The sequence below is a fragment of the Curtobacterium sp. RM9 genome (assembly GCF_054956955.1).
Map to the genome: position 1 here is coordinate 2,203,401 of NZ_CM143271.1, position 17,096 is coordinate 2,220,496.

At 73.2% G+C, this 17,096-nt stretch carries 11 protein-coding genes; 3 read left to right on the top strand and 8 right to left on the bottom strand.

The genetic code is table 11. The features are described from left to right. Positions 1-7: 7 nt before the first annotated feature. The 5 genes from ACY3FI_RS10400 to manA form a co-directional block, all read right to left on the bottom strand. A complete protein-coding gene (locus ACY3FI_RS10400) occupies positions 8-1,411 on the bottom strand; it encodes a DUF5719 family protein (RefSeq protein ID WP_462547454.1) in 1,404 nt (467 codons plus the stop codon). Continuing rightward, positions 1,408-4,269 carry a glycosyltransferase family 2 protein gene (locus ACY3FI_RS10405; RefSeq protein ID WP_462547455.1) on the bottom strand — a complete coding sequence of 954 codons (2,862 nt, stop codon included), beginning with the start codon at positions 4,267-4,269 and terminating at the stop codon, positions 1,408-1,410. Before ACY3FI_RS10405 ends, ACY3FI_RS10400 begins: the two co-directional genes overlap by 4 nt. A gap of 132 nt (positions 4,270-4,401) precedes the next feature. Beyond that, positions 4,402-4,734: a WhiB family transcriptional regulator gene (locus ACY3FI_RS10410; RefSeq protein ID WP_462547456.1), complete on the bottom strand. Its 333-nt coding sequence runs from the start codon at positions 4,732-4,734 to the stop codon at positions 4,402-4,404. Between the two features lie 196 nt (positions 4,735-4,930). After that, the gene (galE, locus tag ACY3FI_RS10415; protein WP_462547457.1) at positions 4,931-5,893 is read right to left on the bottom strand and encodes a UDP-glucose 4-epimerase GalE; all 963 of its coding nucleotides are present in this window, start codon (positions 5,891-5,893) and stop codon (positions 4,931-4,933) included. Between the two features lie 78 nt (positions 5,894-5,971). Then, on the bottom strand, positions 5,972-7,180 hold the full coding sequence (gene manA / locus ACY3FI_RS10420; protein WP_462547458.1) for a mannose-6-phosphate isomerase, class I: 1,209 nt from the start codon (positions 7,178-7,180) through the stop codon (positions 5,972-5,974). Positions 7,181-7,220: 40 nt separating this feature from the next. Between manA and ACY3FI_RS10425 the strand changes: the two genes are divergently transcribed. Next, positions 7,221-9,353, top strand: coding sequence for an acyltransferase family protein (locus tag ACY3FI_RS10425; protein WP_462547459.1), 2,133 nt, complete (start codon positions 7,221-7,223; stop codon positions 9,351-9,353). A gap of 50 nt (positions 9,354-9,403) precedes the next feature. Further along, positions 9,404-10,801, top strand: a complete 1,398-nt coding sequence (locus ACY3FI_RS10430; RefSeq protein ID WP_462547460.1) for an O-antigen ligase family protein — start codon at positions 9,404-9,406, stop codon at positions 10,799-10,801. Positions 10,802-10,849: 48 nt separating this feature from the next. Here ACY3FI_RS10430 and ACY3FI_RS10435 read toward each other — a convergent pair whose 3' ends face one another. Further along, a complete protein-coding gene (locus tag ACY3FI_RS10435; protein ID WP_462547461.1) occupies positions 10,850-12,223 on the bottom strand; it encodes a hypothetical protein in 1,374 nt (457 codons plus the stop codon). A 206-nt stretch (positions 12,224-12,429) separates the two neighbouring features. Between ACY3FI_RS10435 and ACY3FI_RS10440 the strand changes: the two genes are divergently transcribed. Continuing rightward, on the top strand, positions 12,430-13,716 hold the full coding sequence (locus ACY3FI_RS10440) for an O-antigen ligase family protein (protein WP_462547462.1): 1,287 nt from the start codon (positions 12,430-12,432) through the stop codon (positions 13,714-13,716). 87 nt (positions 13,717-13,803) lie between these two features. Here ACY3FI_RS10440 and ACY3FI_RS10445 read toward each other — a convergent pair whose 3' ends face one another. Further along, positions 13,804-14,544: a polyprenol monophosphomannose synthase gene (locus ACY3FI_RS10445; RefSeq protein WP_462547463.1), complete on the bottom strand. Its 741-nt coding sequence runs from the start codon at positions 14,542-14,544 to the stop codon at positions 13,804-13,806. After that, positions 14,541-17,030, bottom strand: coding sequence for a glycosyltransferase (locus ACY3FI_RS10450; protein WP_462547464.1), 2,490 nt, complete (start codon positions 17,028-17,030; stop codon positions 14,541-14,543). Before ACY3FI_RS10450 ends, ACY3FI_RS10445 begins: the two co-directional genes overlap by 4 nt. Between the last annotated feature and the right edge of the window lie 66 nt (positions 17,031-17,096).

Sequence of the window (17,096 nt, forward strand, 5' to 3'; positions counted from 1 at the left end):
CCGGACGTCAGGGGTAGACGCGGATCGGCGACGAGACCTCGGTGGCCGGGCGGACCGGGAACCCCGCGATGCCGTCGGCGGCCATGTACGTCACGCCGGCCACGAGCCCCTCGGTGCCGGACAGTTCGAGCTGCGTGGTGAGCGGCACGATGAGGGTCGCCATGCCGCCGGAGACGACGTCGACCTCTTGTTCGGAGTCACCCGAGCGGATCGTCACCGTCGCGTCCGAGCGCGTCGGGTTGACGAAGGACATCCGCTGGTTCGCGCCGGACGCCAGTGCCGTGACGGTGCGCCCGCCGAGCGGCTCGGCGGACGCGAACCACCCCAGGTCGCTCCTGCCGTCCTCGGTCGCCATCGTGGTGCGGGCACCGGCGACGAGCGGCTCGGTCGAGGACACGGTGAACGAGTAGCGCCCGTCCGGGAAGTCGTCGAGCGTGACGTCGGTCACGACCCCGGGTTCCGCGGTGGCGTTGACGGTCGAGCCGCCGCCGTCCGAGGTGGTGATGCCGAGCGTGACCCGTGCCGCCTTCGTCCCGGGTACGAACAGCCGGACGATCGGCGCGGCGTCGGCGGTGTCGCTCCCCCGCTGCGCCTCGTCGGAGTTCTGCAGCACGACGGCCGGGATGATCTGGGTCCGCGAGGGCGCCGCCCCACCGGAGACGACGTCGAAGCCGCCGGGGGTCAGCGTGCGGACGACGGTCTCCTGCAGGTGCGCGACGATCTGGCCACCGGAGGACTCCACGTGCACGACCGTCGAGCCCTGCCCGGAGACGAAGCCGGACAGCGGCACGACCTTCTGCGTGTTCGGCGCGACGACGATGCCGTTCGTGCCGGGCGCGTTCACGGTGCCGGACGCGTCGTAGACGGACAAGTCGACGGTCGCGTTCACGTCGGTGGGGTTCGACAGCGTCACGAGGCTGGTGCGCCCGGTCTCGGTCGACCCGCCGACGAGCCAGGTCGACTGGCTCGGGTCGTCGCACGAGGCCGCGCCGACGCCGACGAGGTCGCCGTTCGAGACGTCCTGGTAGCTGCTCCCCGCCACCTGCGGCGTCCGCTCGCCCGCCGGTGCGGTCAGGAGGCGCGGGTCGCTGCCACCGGTCGTCGAACCCTGCAGGGCGGTCTGGTCCACGGTCGTGCCGGTGGTCGCGGTCGCGACGGTCGGCGAGCCGACCGTGCTCGCCTTCGTCGCGTCGTTGCCCGCGTCGTCGGACAGCCGGAGGGCACTGCCGGCGCAGACGCGCTCGGCCGCCGCCGGGACGGGCTGCACGGTCCGACCGGCGGGCCGACCGGGGTCCGAGGTGGTGCCGAGGGCGTGGGCCGCGGTCACGGCACCCGCGGCGACGACCACGGCCACGGCGGTCGCGGTCCCGCGGACGACCCAGCGGCGCACGGAGCCGGTGGTGGTGCTCATTCGTCGCGCTCCTCGTCGAAGGTGGTGGCGGGTTCCTCGGCCTCGATCACGTTCGAGGTGGCCCGGCGGCGGCGCGGCGCGGTCGGCACCGCGAGCAGGGCCGTCGCGCCGAAGACGATGCCGAGGACCACGAGGTACAGGACGTGCGTCGCTCGCGAGGCGGCGCTGCCGGTCCCCGGTCGGTCGACGTCGCCCTCGTAGTGGAAGAGCTGGCCGTTCGTCGTCTCGCCGATGCTCGTGAACAGGGCGTTCTGCCCGATCGCGCCCGCGGCACGGTCGTGCACGGCCCGGGCTCCGGCGGCGCCGTCGCCGTCCGAGGCGTCGTCGAGGAGCACGAACACGACGCCGAGCTCGCGGAGCGCGGGCTCCGGGTCGTAGCCGGATCGGCTGGCGAGGTTGCCGGCGAGCGTCGCCAGGCGGGTGCCCGAGCGGGTGAGGGACAGCGCCGTCGAGTCGAGCGTCGACTGGTCGTCGAGCGTCGAGCCCTGCCCGCGCTCGAGCGACACCGCGAGGGAGCCGTCCGGCTGCGGGTCCACGACCAGCGTGCCGACGTCCGGGTTCGCCTGTGCCTCGGCGTTCACGTACGCGCTCAGCACCCGACCGGTCGTCGGCTGGACGACCGCGTTGCCGAGCGGGAACGCGGCGAACGCCGGCGCGACCGCGACACCGGTGGCCACGGCGGCGACGAGCCCCGCGACCGGCGCCAGGCGCGGCAGCACGTCGATCCCGATGCACGCCGCCGCGACGATGCCGAGCCAGTACGCCGACAGGCCGCTGCCCGGCCAGACGATCGTGGTGGTCGAGCCGACGCCGGTCACGGTGACGTGGGTGGCGGCGAACGCGGTGGCGAAGCCGAGCAGCGCGACGACGAGCGAGGTGCCCGCGACGGCCCAGCGGTGCCCGAGCATCGCGCCGAGGGCGGACGCGGCGAGCGGGAGTGCGAGCACCGCCATCGCGACGGGCAGCAGGATCGCGACGGCCGTCAGGCCCGAGGTCGCCGGCAGCCACCCGCTCCAGTCCGGGAGCGGCTGTCCGATCGCGAGCTGCAGCGCCGACGGTGCCCGGGTGGCGGAGGGCACGCCCGGGTCGGCGAACACCGCGAGGACGTTGCCTCGTCCGATCTGGGCGAGCACGAGCGGCAGGAAGAGCACGGCTGCCGGCACCGGGATGAACACCCGACGGTGTGCGCGCCGCCAGCCGACGACGAGGGAGACGAGCCACGCGACCAGGAGCACCGGCAGGAGCGACGGCGCCGAGGCCGCGACGACGGCGAAGAGCAGCGCGGCACCCGAGGCCCAGGCCCAGGAGCGGTGCGCTTCGAGCAGTGCGAGGAACAGCCACGGCAGCAGCACGTGCGCGATCACGGCGCCGAGGTGTCCGGTCGTGACCGCGCCGACGAGGGCCGGGGCGATCGTGTACAGCGCGGCGCCGACGACCGGCACCCAGGCGCGCGTCGTGACCTTGCGCACGGCGAACCAGGCGCCGAGTGCGGCGAGCGGGAAGGCCAGCAGCATGACGAGCACGACCGAGGTGGACGGCGACCAGAAGGTGATCGAGCCGAGCACCGCGACCACGGCGGCGAACGGGTCCGACGGCCCGCTGAAGCCCGTGCCGATCGAGTGCCAGCCGTAGCCGACGTTCTGCCAGAGGCGCCCGACGTCGGTGCTGAGCGGCAGGAGTCCGCCGCCGGTGAGGGCCGGCGAGCCGAGCAGCGGGGCGAGCGTCACGACGCTGAGCACCGCGGCGGCGAGCACGACCCACACACCGCCGTCGCCGAGGAACGACGCGCGGGCGATCGGGGCGTCCTCGACGCGGGCCAGCTCGACGTCGCGCGACGTGGTCCGTCGTTCGTGCACTCGCCGCCAGCTCACCCGGAGGGGCTCGACGGCCGCCCAGCCGACCTTCCGGTTCCTGGCGAGGACCTTGCGGGCACGGCCGACGCCGCCGCCGAACGCCACCGCGAAGGCGGACGCGAGCTCGCCGCTGACAGCGGCCGGGTGCTTGGCGACGAGGTGTCCGATCGCACGCGCGACGGCCAGCGGCACCAGTGCGAGCCAGTGCAGCCAGACCAGGCCTGCCGGGGCGTAGGTGAGGCGACGGTGCAGCTGGGCCTGACGGTGCAGCCGGACCCGACGGGCCTCCGAGACGCGCTTGCGACCGAACTCCTCGATCGGACCGGCGGAGGTGACGCGGGCCTCGGGCACGAGCGCGACGCGGTGACCGGCGAGGCGGACGCGCACGCAGAAGTCGAGCGCGGCGTCGACGTCGGGCAGCGCCGGGTCGAAGCCGCCGAGCTGGTCCCAGACGCTCCGCCGGACGAGCATGCCGCCGGCGGCGACGCCGAGGACGTCGGTGTGTCGGTCGTGCTGCCCCTGGTCGAGCTCGTCCTGCACGAGGACGAGCGACCGACCGGTCCGCGTCATGCTCTCGCCGAACGCACGGATCGTGGCGGGGTCGTCGGTGGCGACGAGCTTCGGGCCGGCGACGACGACCGACGGTGCGATCTCGACGGCCGACAGCAGCTCGTCGAGGGCGGTCGGGGCCGGCGCGTTGTCGTGACCGAGCAACCAGAGCCACTCGTCGACGGGTTCGTCGGCGACCGCCGGAGGTGCCTCGCGCTCCCCTCGTGCGACGGCCTCGCCGAACGGACGACCAGCGGGCAGCCGGACGAGTTCGGCGGATCCGCCGAAGTGCAGGTCGGCCGTCGAGCCGTCGGTCGACCCGAGGTCGACCACAACGAGGTTCTCGGGATGGCGGGTCTGGGCCGCGAGGGCGTCCAGGGTCCGGTCGAGGTGGTCCGCCCCGTCGGCGGCGACGAGGATCGCGGTGACCCGGGGCTGAGCGGAACTGGGCTGCATGACGGGCGCCACTCTACGCAGCCCGGAGGCGCGGGCCGGGTCGTCGAGGCGGCGCGCCGGAAACCCGCGACGGGGAATCAGGACCGAGCGGTGCGCGCCGGACGCATCCCGCGCCTGCGGGAGGCGACGCCGCTACGCGCGGCGGCGGAGCTTGCGGCGTTCGCGCTCGGACAGGCCGCCCCAGATACCGAAGCGCTCGTCGTTCTCGAGGGCGTACTCGAGGCACTGGGACCGGACCTCGCACGACGTGCAGATCTTCTTCGCTTCGCGCGTCGAGCCGCCCTTCTCGGGGAAGAACGCCTCGGGGTCGGTCTGCGCGCACAGCGAGTCGGCCTGCCACGCGAGCGGGTTCTCCTCGTCGTCGGTCTCCGGACGTCGGACGCCCGGGACGCCCAGCGCCACGGGGTCGACGTGCCAGTCCTCCGGCACTCCGGCGTGGAAGTCGGAACCGTTCACCCTGATCACCCCTGACGTCTCGTTGACGGGACCCACGGCGTTCCGTGACGCCGCACACGTAATTACAGCGGTGTGATTCGCGAGAGTCAAGTCGCGGATCATAGAAGCCACCGACCGTCGCGGCGTGTCATGTCCCCCGTACGGGCGTGTCGCACCCGGTCTGTCGGGCTTCCGGGGGACACGACCCCGCACGGAACGGTATCGATCAGTGCACGCGGCGGCGAGCCTCCCACGCACTCGTGACCATCTCGTCCAGGGAGTGCCGCATCGCCCACTCGAGGTCGCGCGCCGCAGCCTCACCGGTCGCGACGATCCGCGCGGGGTCGCCCGGACGACGCGGAGCGACCTCCGGCTCGAACGCGATGCCCGTGCCGCGCGCCATCGCGTCCATGATCTGCCGGACGCTGACACCGTCACCGCTGCCCAGGTTGTAGGCACGCTCGAGCTGCTCCCCCGCCTCGAGCTTGCGGGCGGCCACGGCGTGCGAGTGCGCGAGGTCGGCGACGTGGATGTAGTCGCGGACGCAGGTGCCGTCGGGGGTCGCGTAGTCGTCGCCGTTGATCCGCGGCGTCCGCCCGGCCAGCAGGGCGTCAAACACCAGCGGGAAGAGGTTGTGCGGGCTGGCGTCGTAGAGGTCCGGCTCCCCCGACCCGACCACGTTGAAGTAGCGCAGGGACGTCGTCGTGAAGCCCGCGGCGACCTCCATGTCGCGCAGCAGCCACTCGCCGATCAGTTTCGACTCGCCGTAGGGCGACTCCGGCGCCTTCGGGGTGTCCTCGACCACGACGTCGACGTCCGGCGTGCCGTAGACGGCCGCGCTCGACGAGAACACCGCCTTGGTCACGCCGTTCTCCGCCATCGCCCGGAGCAGCGTCGCGGTGCCCGTGACGTTCTGCTCGTAGGTGTGCAGCGGCCGCTCGACGGACACGCCGGCGTACTTGAAGCCCGCGACGTGCACCACCCCTGTGACCGCGTGGTCGCGGAGGGTGCGGGCGAGCAGGTCCCCGTCGAGGATCGTGCCCTCGACGAAGGGGACGTCCTCGGGGACGAACCCGCGGAAGCCGCTCGACAGGTCGTCGAACGCGACGGTGTCGATGCCCGCTCCCCGCAGCGCTCTGACGACGTGGGACCCGATGTACCCGGCACCGCCGGTGACCAGCCAACTCATGCTCGTCACGCTAGCGGAACCGGGTGTCGTGGCCGTGCCCGCCGGGCCGCCCGTGCGGCTTCCCGCCGACGGCGCTGCTCAGGCGCCGGTGGCGATGAACACCGTCGAGGGCACGCCGCCGGTGACGTCCGCCTCGACCGTCACGTCGCCCTCGTCCGGGGTGATGTAGCAGGACTCCCCCTGCCGCAGCAGCGTGGCGGAGGTCGCGCCGACGAGCGTCACGGCGCCGGCCGTGCAGACGGCGATCGACGGCCCGGCCAGCGGTGCGACGCCGCCGGTGCCGAGCCCGACCGGCTTGCCGTCGCCGGTGACCCGGACCAGCGCGAAGCCGACGCCCTCCGGCGCGAAGCGGTCGACACCGGCGTCGAGGTGCTCGGGCGTGAGCAGCGGTGCCGGGTACGCCGTGAAGTCGAGCACCCGCAGCAGTTCCGGCACGTCGACGTGCTTCGGGGTGAGGCCGCCGCGCAGCACGTTGTCCGACGGCGCCATGAGCTCGATGCCGAGCCCGTCGAGGTAGGCGTGGATGTTGCCGGCCGGCAGGTACATCGACTCCCCCGCCGCCAGCGTCACCCGGTGCATCAGCAGCGACACCACGATGCCGGGGTCGGCCGGGTACGTCGCCGCGAGGTCCCGGACGGTCGCGGTGTTCGGGGTGTGCGCGTCACCGGCGAGCGCCGAGGCCAGGTCACCTGCCGCCTGCACGACGGCGAGCGCGGACGGGTCGGCCTCCTCGAGCCACCGCACGGTGTCCTCGAGTCCGTGCTGCAGGTGCACGGCGAGCGCGCCGAGCCGTCCGGTGCCGGCGTCGAGGAGCTCGACGTCCGCGAGGGTCTCGGCGACGGGCCGGAATCCGCTGAGCGCCTCGAAGCGCTCGCTGAGCGCAACGACGAGCTCGGGCTTCGGGAACGGGTCCTTGTAGTTGCGGGCCGGGTCGTCGAGCGGGACGCCCGCCGCCTCCTCGCGGTCGTGGCCCTCGCGCGCCTGCTCCGCCGTGGGGTGCGCCTGCAGCGACAGCGGTGCCGCCGCGGCGAGCAGCTTGAGGAGGAAGGGCAGACCGGTGCGCTCCTCGCCGAGGGCGGCCTGCGGCTCGGCCTCGATCCAGTCGAGCAGGGTGTCCGCGCCGCCCACCATCGCCGGGTTGACGACGACGCTCGGGCTGCCGGGGTGGGCACCGAGCCAGAGCTCCGCCTGGGGTGCGCCGGTGACGGTGCGGCCGAGGAGCTCCGGGATCGCGGTGACGGAGCCCCACGCGTAGTCGCGGGGCGTGTTCGTGATGCCGAGGAACATGGGGCCGAGCCTATCGGCGGCGACCGTAGACTGCTGCGCGATGGCGAGCACCACAGCTGACACGACGACCCGGCGGTCGATGCGCTCCGCGTCCCCCCGGTCCACCGACCCGAGCCGGTGGGACATCCAGGGCCTGCGCGCCTTCGCCGTCCTGGCGGTGGTGCTCTACCACCTCTGGCCGAACCGGCTGCCGGGCGGGTTCGTCGGCGTCGACGTGTTCTTCGTCATCTCCGGCTTCCTGATCACCGGGCACCTCCTGCGCGAGGTCGTCGCCACCGGGCGCATCGGCCTGGCGGGGTTCTGGGCCCGCCGGGCGAAGCGGCTGCTCCCGGGCGCGTTCCTGACGATCCTCGCGACCGGCACCGCCGTGCTGCTCTGGGTCCCGAGCACCCTGTGGGGACAGTACGGCCGCGAGCTGATCGCGTCGACCGTGTACGTGCAGAACTGGCAGCTCGCCGCAGACGCCGTCGATTACCTGGCCCAGGGCAACCAGGCGTCGCCGTTCCAGCACTTCTGGTCGCTGTCGGTCGAGGAGCAGTTCTACATCGCGCTCCCCCTGCTGCTCCTCGCGACGCTCTGGGCCGCCCGTCGGCTCCGGCACGGCGCGCTGACGCCGGTCGCTGCCGCCCGGGTGCTGCTGGCGGCCGTCGTGGTGCTGTCGCTCGCCTGGAGCGTGGTGCAGACCCACACGGCCTCGGGCATCGCCTACTTCTCGACCGGTACCCGCGCGTGGGAGTTCGCGCTCGGTGGTCTGGCGGCGACGCTGCCCCTCGGCACACCCCGCACCGCCCCGGCCCGCACGGTGCGGATCGTCGGGGCGTGGGTCGGTGCCGCCGGGCTGCTCGTGTCCCTGTTCGCGATCGGGCCGACGACGCCGTTCCCGGGCATCGCCGCCGCCCTGCCCGTGGTGTCCGCGTCCCTCGTCGTGCTGTTCGGCGGCCACTCCGGTCTCGAGCGCCTCGGCCGCGTCGCGCCGATCGCCTTCACCGGGCGGATCTCGTACGCGGTCTACCTCTGGCACTGGCCAGCCGTGGTCGTCCTGCCGTTCGTGCTCAAGCACGAGCTGACAACGAAGGACAAGGTCGCGATCCTCGTCGGGGCGTTCCTCGTCGCCTCGGTGACCACGCTCCTCATCGAGGAGCCGCTCCGGTTCTCGGCGTGGGTGAAGGCCCTCCGGCCCCGTCGCGTGGCCCTCTACGGCGCGCTGAGCACCGTGCTGGTGATCGGCCTCGGCGCCGCGTCGCTGACCGCCCTGCACGTGCAGCAGGTGCAGGCCGCGCAGTTCGCCGAGGACCTCAGCCGCGGAGACGTCGCGTGCTTCGGGGCCGCGGCCGAGATCTCCGCGGCGGACCCGTGTGTGAACCCGCAGCTCGCCGACGTCCGCGCGCCGGGAGCCACGAACGCCCCCGACGACGACTCGAACCGGGCGGCCTGCTGGTCGAACGACTCCGACGCGTTCAACGTCTGCGCGCTCGGGCCGCGCCGCGGGTACACGAAGCACCTCATCGCGATCGGCGACTCGCACAACAACGTGCTCGTCGACACCTACGAGCGGATAGCGAAGGCACGCAACTGGCGCATCGACGTCGCCGGGCACCAGAGCTGCTACCTGACCACCGCGGTGCAGTTCGCGAACACGCAGCAGCAGGTCGACGACTGCAACGGGTGGAAGCGGAACGCGATGGCGTACCTGCGGGACCACCCCGACCTGGACGGCGTGGTCGTCACGCACTCCACCGGCAACGGCCCGGTGACCGCGACCGACGGCAAGACCGCCGCGCAGACGGTCGACGACGGACTGGTCGAGGCGTGGCAGGCAGCGGCCGACGCCGGCATCCCGATCGTGGCGCTCCGCGACAACCCGACCGCGCGCGTCGACGTCGTGGCGTGCGTGGCCCAGATGACCGGCCCGACGACCGGCGCCTGCGACAGCACCCGACGGGACGCCCTCGCGCTGCACGACGGCAGCGCCGAGGCCGTCGAGCGCATGGGCGGCAAGGCCCGTCTCGTCGACCTCACCGACCTGTACTGCACGGCGACGGTGTGCCCCGCGGTGATCGGCGGCGTCATCGTGCACCGGGACCGCACGCACATGACGAACACCTTCGCGGTGACCCTCGCGCCGTACCTGGGGGACGACATCGCCGCGGCACTGCGATCCATGGGCCACTGATGCCGGCAGACACGACCGGGGACGCGGGCGGCGGCGGGTAGCCTGTCGTCGTGACGAACACCTGGCCGCTGTCCCGCGGGAGCGTCCCCGAGCGCGAGGCCTTCGCCCTGGGCGCGACGGTGCTGTTCGTGCTCTTCGCCGGCGACGCCGTCCCGAACACGCTCACCTGGTACGGCGCCGCCGCCGTGTGGGCGGGTCTCGCCGCGTGGGGCATCGCCGTCCTCGTCCGCGCCCGGCCGCCGATCGCGCGGACGCCCCGGTCGCTCTGGGCGTTCCTGGCCTGGTGCCTGGTGTCGGTCGTCTGGTCGCACTGGCGCGAGGCGACCCTCGCGAGCATCGCCGCGCAGGTGATCTGCGTCGCCGTGGCCTTCGCGATCGCGTCGACCCTCACGTGGCGCCGCATCCTCGACGCCCTGAGCCTCGCCATGCGGTGGGTGCTGATGGGCTCGCTCCTCTTCGAGGCCGTCGTCGCGGTCCTCGTGCGGCACCCGATCGCGCCGATCTGGACGCACTACGGCGACCGGCCGATCCCGGACGCGTTCTACTTCTCGCGCGCCGAGCTCTTCACCGGGGGGCGCATCCAGGGGCTCCCCGGCAACGCGAACCTCCTCGCGATGGTCGCGTTGCTCGCGGCGATCGCCGTCGCGCTGCAGTTCGCCGAGGGTCGGCTCCGCCGGAACCAGGCGATCGGCTGGCTCGTCGTCGCCGGCGTCGTCCTGCTGCTCACCCGCTCGTCGACGGTGCTCGCCGCCGCAGCGGTGGTCGTCGTCGCACTCGTCGTCGCGCTATGGATCCGCCGCGTCCCGACCGAGCGGCGCACCCCGCGCTACCTCGTGGTCCTCGTCGGCGCGGTCGCCGTCGGGGCGCTCGCGTTCGTCGCCCGCGGCGCCGTGTCGCAGCTGCTCGGCAAGGGCGCGGACGCCACCGGCCGCGGGGAGATCTGGCAGCGCGTGCTCGGGCTGATCGACCAGCACCCGGTCGTCGGCTGGGGCTGGATCGGCTACTGGTGGCCGAGCATCCCGACGCTCGCGGACCTGGCGCACCGCAAGGGCGTGACGTACCTGCAGGCGCACGACGCCTCCCTCGACGTCTGGATGCAGACGGGGATCATCGGTCTGGTGCTGTTCGCGGTCTACGTCCTCACGACGCTGAGCCGGTCGTGGTCCTCGGCCACCCGGATCGGCTACGACGCCGCGCTCGCCCCGCGGCCGTTCGACCCGGTGTCGCTCCTGCCGCTCCTCGTGGTCGTCGCGCTGCTCGTGCAGTCGGTCGCCGAGTCACGCCTGCTCTACCAGGGCAACTGGGTGCTCTTCGCACTCTTCGCGATCAAGAGCCGCAACGTGCTCGTCGGCGAGGAGCCCGTCTCGACCGGCGACGGCCCGCGCACGCCCCCCGCGCGACGCGAGTTCCGCCGTCCCCGCGCACGGACCACGACCACCACGCGCTGAGGCCGGTGTGCCGACCCGCCGCGGTGCCGGGTCCCGCCCGACGCGCCCTCAGCGGCGGAGCAGCCACGAGCACGCCACCGCGGCGTCCCAGGGCAGCTTGTGGACGAGCGCCGTCCGCGTCGGGTCGCCGTCGCACGACGCGACGGCCGCCGGGATCTGCGCCGCCCAGACCGGACCCTGGTCGCGCCGTGTCGGGCCGGGGCCGACGTTGCCCACGGTCGCGACGAGGACCAGGCCGACCAACGCCCATCCGGTGAGCGTCCGGAGGAGGCGAGCCGCGCCTCCCGACCGGTCCGCTGCGTCGGCGCCGGAACGACGCAGGAGGGCGCTGGCGGCGACGAGGACCGCGGCCACCAGGAGCATGCCGGAGGCCGGCGCGTAGCGCTGCGGCGGGAACGCGGCGAGCGCCGCGACCGGGTGCGCCCAGGCCTGTGTGGCGCCGTCGTTGGCGAGGAGCGCGGCCCACCACACACCGCCGGACACGACGGTCAGCGCGACCAGCGTCCACCGCGTGCGCTGGTCGGCGACCACGGTCGCCACCACCAGGGCGGCCAGGAGGAACGTGGCGGGGACCGCCACGACCGCCCAGCCGTGCGTGACGACGAGTCGCACCGCCGCCCCGACGTCCGGGTTCCACACGCCGGCGACGGGTTGCAGCAGGTACCCGGCGACGACGTCGGGGACGGAGGGCGAGCCGGGCCGGCCGGACCGGCTGTCGGTGAGCGCGGTCACCACCTGTGCCGCTCCCCCACCGAGCGCGACGACGGCGACCGGGAGGGCGCGCGGCCACGCCCGGGCGGTCCTCGTCGCGCCGTCCGCGTCGCGGCACGGCAGGAACGCCAGCAGGAGGAGCGGGAGGAAGAGCACCGTCTGCACCTCGGTGAGCACGACCGGCACCGTGGCGAGCGCGACGCCCGCGGCACCCCACCAGGTGCGCGCCCGGTACGAGAACAGCCAGGGGGCGGCGAAGAGCATCGTCCAGTGCACGTTCGCGGCGTTGCCGAGCACCTCGTAGGGCGCGAGCGGCAGGAGCGCGGGGACGGCGGCGAGCAGTCCGCGGAGGAGTGGCGACGGCACGACGTCGCGGGCCAGGAGGAACACCGTGGCCGCGACCGCGCCGACGACGAGGCAGGCGCCCCCGGCCAGGGCGTGGGCGTACTGCTCGACCGGGAGTGCCCGTCCGGCGTCGACCAGGAGACGCGGGACGAGGTGCAGGTAGCCGGCGTACGGGTGCAGGAGCGAGGCGACGGGGCCGAGGTCCTCGCGTTCGCGCAGGAAGATCCCGCCGTCCTCGGCCCAGACGGTGCTCCGCGTGACGGGACCGAGGCGCCACCATGCGAGTGCGGCGGTGGCGAGGCCGAGCAGGACGGCGACGACGGTGTGGGCGAGCACGCGGGCCCTCGTGCTCGGTGTGCGCTCCATCGTCCGCTGACGCTAGCCCAGGGATGCCGGATCGTCGATATCGACGCACCGCGATACGCAGGCGCCGTCGGGCGGCCGTCGCCGGGCCAGCCGTCGCCGGCGAGGCCGTCGTCGGGCCGGGCCGTCGTCGGGCCGGGCCGTCGCAGGCCAGGCCGTCGTCGGGCCGCGCCCGAGTAGGACAAGATGGACGGGTGACGGACGGACGGGTGACGAGACACGTGCTCGCGCGCCGCTACCTCTCCGCCTGGATCGGCTTCTCGGCCGGCGGCCGCTTCAGCCAGGCCCTCGCCACGGTCATCGTCCTGTTCGCCTTCGGTCGCCCCACCGTCACCGCCCTCGTCGGCGTCGCGGGCACGTGGGCTGTCCTCGTGTCGCTGTTCGTCCTGGCCGGGCTGAGCCTGCTCGGCCAGCGCTACCGGATCGAGTGGCACGGCGTGCTCCCGCTCTCCCTGCTCGCCTTCGTCGGCTACTGCGCGCTGAGCGTCCTGTGGAGCGAGTACTCCTGGGTGGCGCTCCGCGGCTTCGTGTCCACGGTCTGCTTCATCGGACTCGGGCTGTACCTGGCGCTCGGCCGCGACCTCGTGCAGGTGATCCGCGCCTCCGGTGACGCCTTCCGGATCCTCCTCGTCGCCGCCCTCGGCCTCGAGGTGCTGTCCGGCCTCGTGCTCGACCTCCCCATCCCCGCGTTCGGCATCCAGGGCAACATCGCGTACGGCGGCCCGATCCAGGGCATCGGCGGCACCCGCAACTTCATGGGGTTCATCGCCGCGATGGCCCTCGTGACCTTCGTCGTCGAGTTCCTCACCCGCTCCGTCAGCACCTGGCGCGCGATCGCGTCGACGGCGCTCGCGGTGATCGCACTCATGCTCGTGCAGTCCCCCATCACCGGGCTCGCGATGATCGCGCTGGCGATCACCGCCCTCGCCCTCTGGTCGCTCCGGCACGCCAGACCGAGGACGCGGCCGATCGTCAACGCCGTGCTCGGTGGCGCGGTCGTGCTCATGGCCGGCGTCGCGGTGCTCGGTCGGCAGCGGGTGCTCGCCGAGATCGGCGCCGCGGGCGGGACGGCGACCCGCATCGACCTCTGGTCACAGATCCGGGTCTTCATCGGGCAGTTCCCGATCCAGGGCTGGGGCTGGGTCGGCACCTGGCCGCACGAGGCGATCGTGCCCTTCGTCGCGTTCATCGACCCCTCGGGGAACCGGTTCACCTCGGCGCTGAACGCGTTCGTCGACGCCTGGCTGCAGATCGGGCTCGCCGGCACGATCCTGCTCGGGGTCACGGCGCTGCTCGCGTTCGCCCGGGCGTGGGTCACGGCGACCACGTTCCCCGGCGTGGCGTACGTGTGGCCGGCGGCGGTGCTCGTGCTGCTCGGTGTCACGAGCGCGGCCGAGAGCTACCTGCTGCACGGCGCGGGGCTGATGGTCTTCACGGCCGTGCTCGTCATCGCGGCGCGGCGGCGCTCGTGGCGGCGGCACCTCCCACGGGTCTGACGCGGGCGCGTCAGCGCGTCGGCGCCGACCGCGCGCCAGCCGCGAGCCGAGCGTCAGCGCCGACCGCCCGCCAGCGCCAGCCGCGCGTCAGCGCCGTCGGCGGAACCGCCGCGCGAGGCCCCACTGCGTCACCCGCACCATGGCCTCGACCACGATGGAGCGGCTCATCTTGGACACCCCGTGCACGCGGTCGCGGAAGCGGATCGGCACCTCGACGATGCGGCCGCCGAGCTCGTCGACGCGCAGGGTCATGTCGATCTGGAAGCAGTACCCCTTCGAGTCCACCGACCCGAGCTCCATCTGCTCGAGGACCGACGCCCGGTACGCCCGGAAGCCCGCGGTGACGTCGCGCACCCCGATGCCGAGCATCCAGCGGGCGTAGGTGTTCGCGCCGCGGCTGAGCGCCTGGCGCCGCAGCGGCCAGTCGACGACCGAGCCACCCGGCATCCAGCGCGAGCCGATGGACAGCGCGACGGTGTCGTCCCCGGTGACGGCGGCGACGAGGGCCGGCAGCCGGTCGGCGGGGTGCGAACCGTCCGCGTCCATCTCGACGAGCACCGGGTACCCGCGCTCCAGGCCCCAGCGGAACCCGGCGACGTAGGCAGTGCCGAGGCCGGCCTTGCCGCTGCGTTCGAGCAGGTGCACGCGGTCGTCGGCCGCCGCGAGTTCCCGCACGATGGCGGCGGTGCCGTCCGGGCTGGCGTCGTCCACCACGAGCAGGTGGGCGTCCGGCAGCGCGGCGGTCACGGCGGCGGTGATCGCACGGACGTTCTCGGCCTCGTCGTACGTCGGGACGATGACGAGCGCCGTGGGGCCTGCCGCGGTCACCGGTTCGCGATGCGGCGCTTGATCTTGCTCGCGACGCTGCGCGGCCCCTCCGTGCGGAAGTAGTGCACGGCACGGCCGACGTCGTGGCGCAGACCGTAGAGCTTCTTGCGGTCCGGCACGCGCACGCGCATCTGGTGCGCCTCGACCTGCGCGGCCGTCTCGCGGACCGACTTGTCGGCGGCGCGGACGGGGTTCCGGCAGAACTCGACGAGGGGCGCGAGGACGTTCTCCCACGTGAACTGCTCGCGCACCCGGTCGACGTTCGCGATGAACTGCTTCCGGGCCTTCGTGTCGAACAGCGCGGTCTCGAGGGCCTTCGCGAGGCCGTCGACGTCCTGCTCGTGCACCGCGACGCCGAGCTGCTCCTCGGCCACGAGGTCGCCGAACGAGTCGCCGACGGTGGTCACGATGGGCAGGCGAGCCCACAGGTAGTCGAGGATGCGGGTGCGGAACGAGAACGTCGTCTCGAGGTGCTCGTAGTGCGTCGAGACGCCCGCGTCGGCCTCGAGCAGGTAGGCGCCGCGCTCCTCGTAGGGGATCCAGGTGTCGTTGAAGAAGACGTTCGTGCCGGTGAGGCCGAGCGCGTCCGCCTCGGCGCGCACCTTGGCGACGATGTCCATCTCCGGCACGTCCGGGTTCGGGTGCTGCACGCCCATGAAGAACAGCTTCACGTTCGGCTTCGTCTCCGCGAGCTGCCCGATGGCGCGGACGAGGGTGATCGGGTCGAACCAGTCGTAGATGCCGCCGCCCCAGACGACGAGCTTGTCGTCCTTGCCGATGCCCGGCACGACGCCCTTCACGCGCTGCTGGTCGTGCACCGGCGGCGTCGAGGAGAGGCCGAACGGCACGACGCCGATGAGCGAGCGGAGGTCGGCGTCGCGCGAGTAGGTGCGGGCGTTCACGCGGCCGGACCCGGCGAGCTGCCCGAGCCAGAACATGCGCTGCCGCTCCGACGCGCAGATGAAGTAGTCGCCGAGCTCGAGCTGGTGGTTGAGCGTGTCCGAGGCGTCGAGGATCTGCCGGTTCCACTGGTCGACGTCGTCGCTGCGGCCCTGTTCGAGCTGCTCGAGGTGCAGCGGGTCGTAGACGTCGACGACGAGGATCTTGCGGGTCGACTCGAGCACCGGGAAGAGCCGGAGCGCGTGGCCCTGCACGACGATGACGTCCGCCCAGGCCTCGTGCTCGACCATCTGCCGCGGGTGACGGTGCGGGACGGTGAGGACCTCGTACGACGGGTCGATCGGCGAGGAGCGCGTGAGGCTGACGACGCGGACGTCGTGCTCGTTCGCGAGCTGCTTCGCCATCTGGGTCGCACGGATCGCCGGACCGGCCATCTTCTCGCCGATGGCGTCACCGGTGACGATGAGCACGCGGCGGCGGGTGCCGACCTCGAGCACGCCGAGCGAGTGCACGATCTTGTCGTAGCCGGCGAGGTAGTTCTCGATCGGGTACGCCGGCTCGTCGCGGTTGCCGAACAGCCGGAGGAGCTCGCGGTCGCTCCGGACGCGGGTGGCCTGGATCTCGCGGCGCGAGTCGGTCATCGACGGGAGCTGCTCGACGAACTGGTCGACGCCGTAGATGCCGGCCATGCTCGTCTTCGGCACCGGGATCGTCGGGACGCTGTCGTCGCCGGGATTGCGGAGGTCGAGCTCGGTCGAGTCGAGGTCACCGCGACCGACGGCACGCCGGACGGCGAGCGCGAGCGAGCCGGGCAGGGCGGCGGCGAGCTGCTCGTCTCCGAGGTTCTTGTAGAGCGTGAACAGGGCGTTGCGCTCGAGCAGGTAGGTCTCGCGGAAGTCGCCGAACTTGTTCATCGACGCGTGGTGCTTGTGGAACGCCACCGACTTCGGCTGGTAGCGGAACCGCCAGCCGAGCAGGTTGAGCCGCCACCCGAGGTCGACGTCCTCGTAGAACATGAAGTAGCGGTCGTCGAACCCGCCGAGCTGCTCGAAGAGCTCCGCCCGGATGAACATCGCGGCGCCGGTGCCGAACAGGACGTCGGTCTCGCTCTCCCAGCGGCCGGTGTCGGGCGACCCGGCGAAGGGCTTGTAGCCCATGCCGTACCAGGTCATCGCGGCCTCGGTGAAGTCGACGTTGACGCCCTCCCAGTCGAGGACCTTCGACGCCACGGCGCCGATGTCCGCGCCGGACGCGAACGTCGCCATCGCCTCGCGCACCCACGCGGGGTCGGGGCGGGCGTCGTTGTTCAGGAAGGCGACGATCTCGCCGGAGGCGTGCTCGACGCCGAGGTTGCAGCCGCCGGTGAAGCCGAGGTTGGCGTTCGCGTCGACCAGCGTGAAGTCGAGGTCGGAGGCCTTCAGGCGACCGAGGTGCTCGGGCCCCGAGCCGTTCTCGACGACGATGACCTCGAGCTTGTCCTGCGGCCAGTCCTGCTTGCGGAGCTCCGCGATGCTCGTCAGCGTGTCGTCGGTGCCCTTGTAGTTCACGAGGACGACGGACACGACTCCCGGCTTGCGCTCTGTCACGGCGAGTTCCTCCAGCGGCTGCCGCGCGCGCGGCAGGGTTCGGTGATCCGGCCGTCGGGGGCGCCC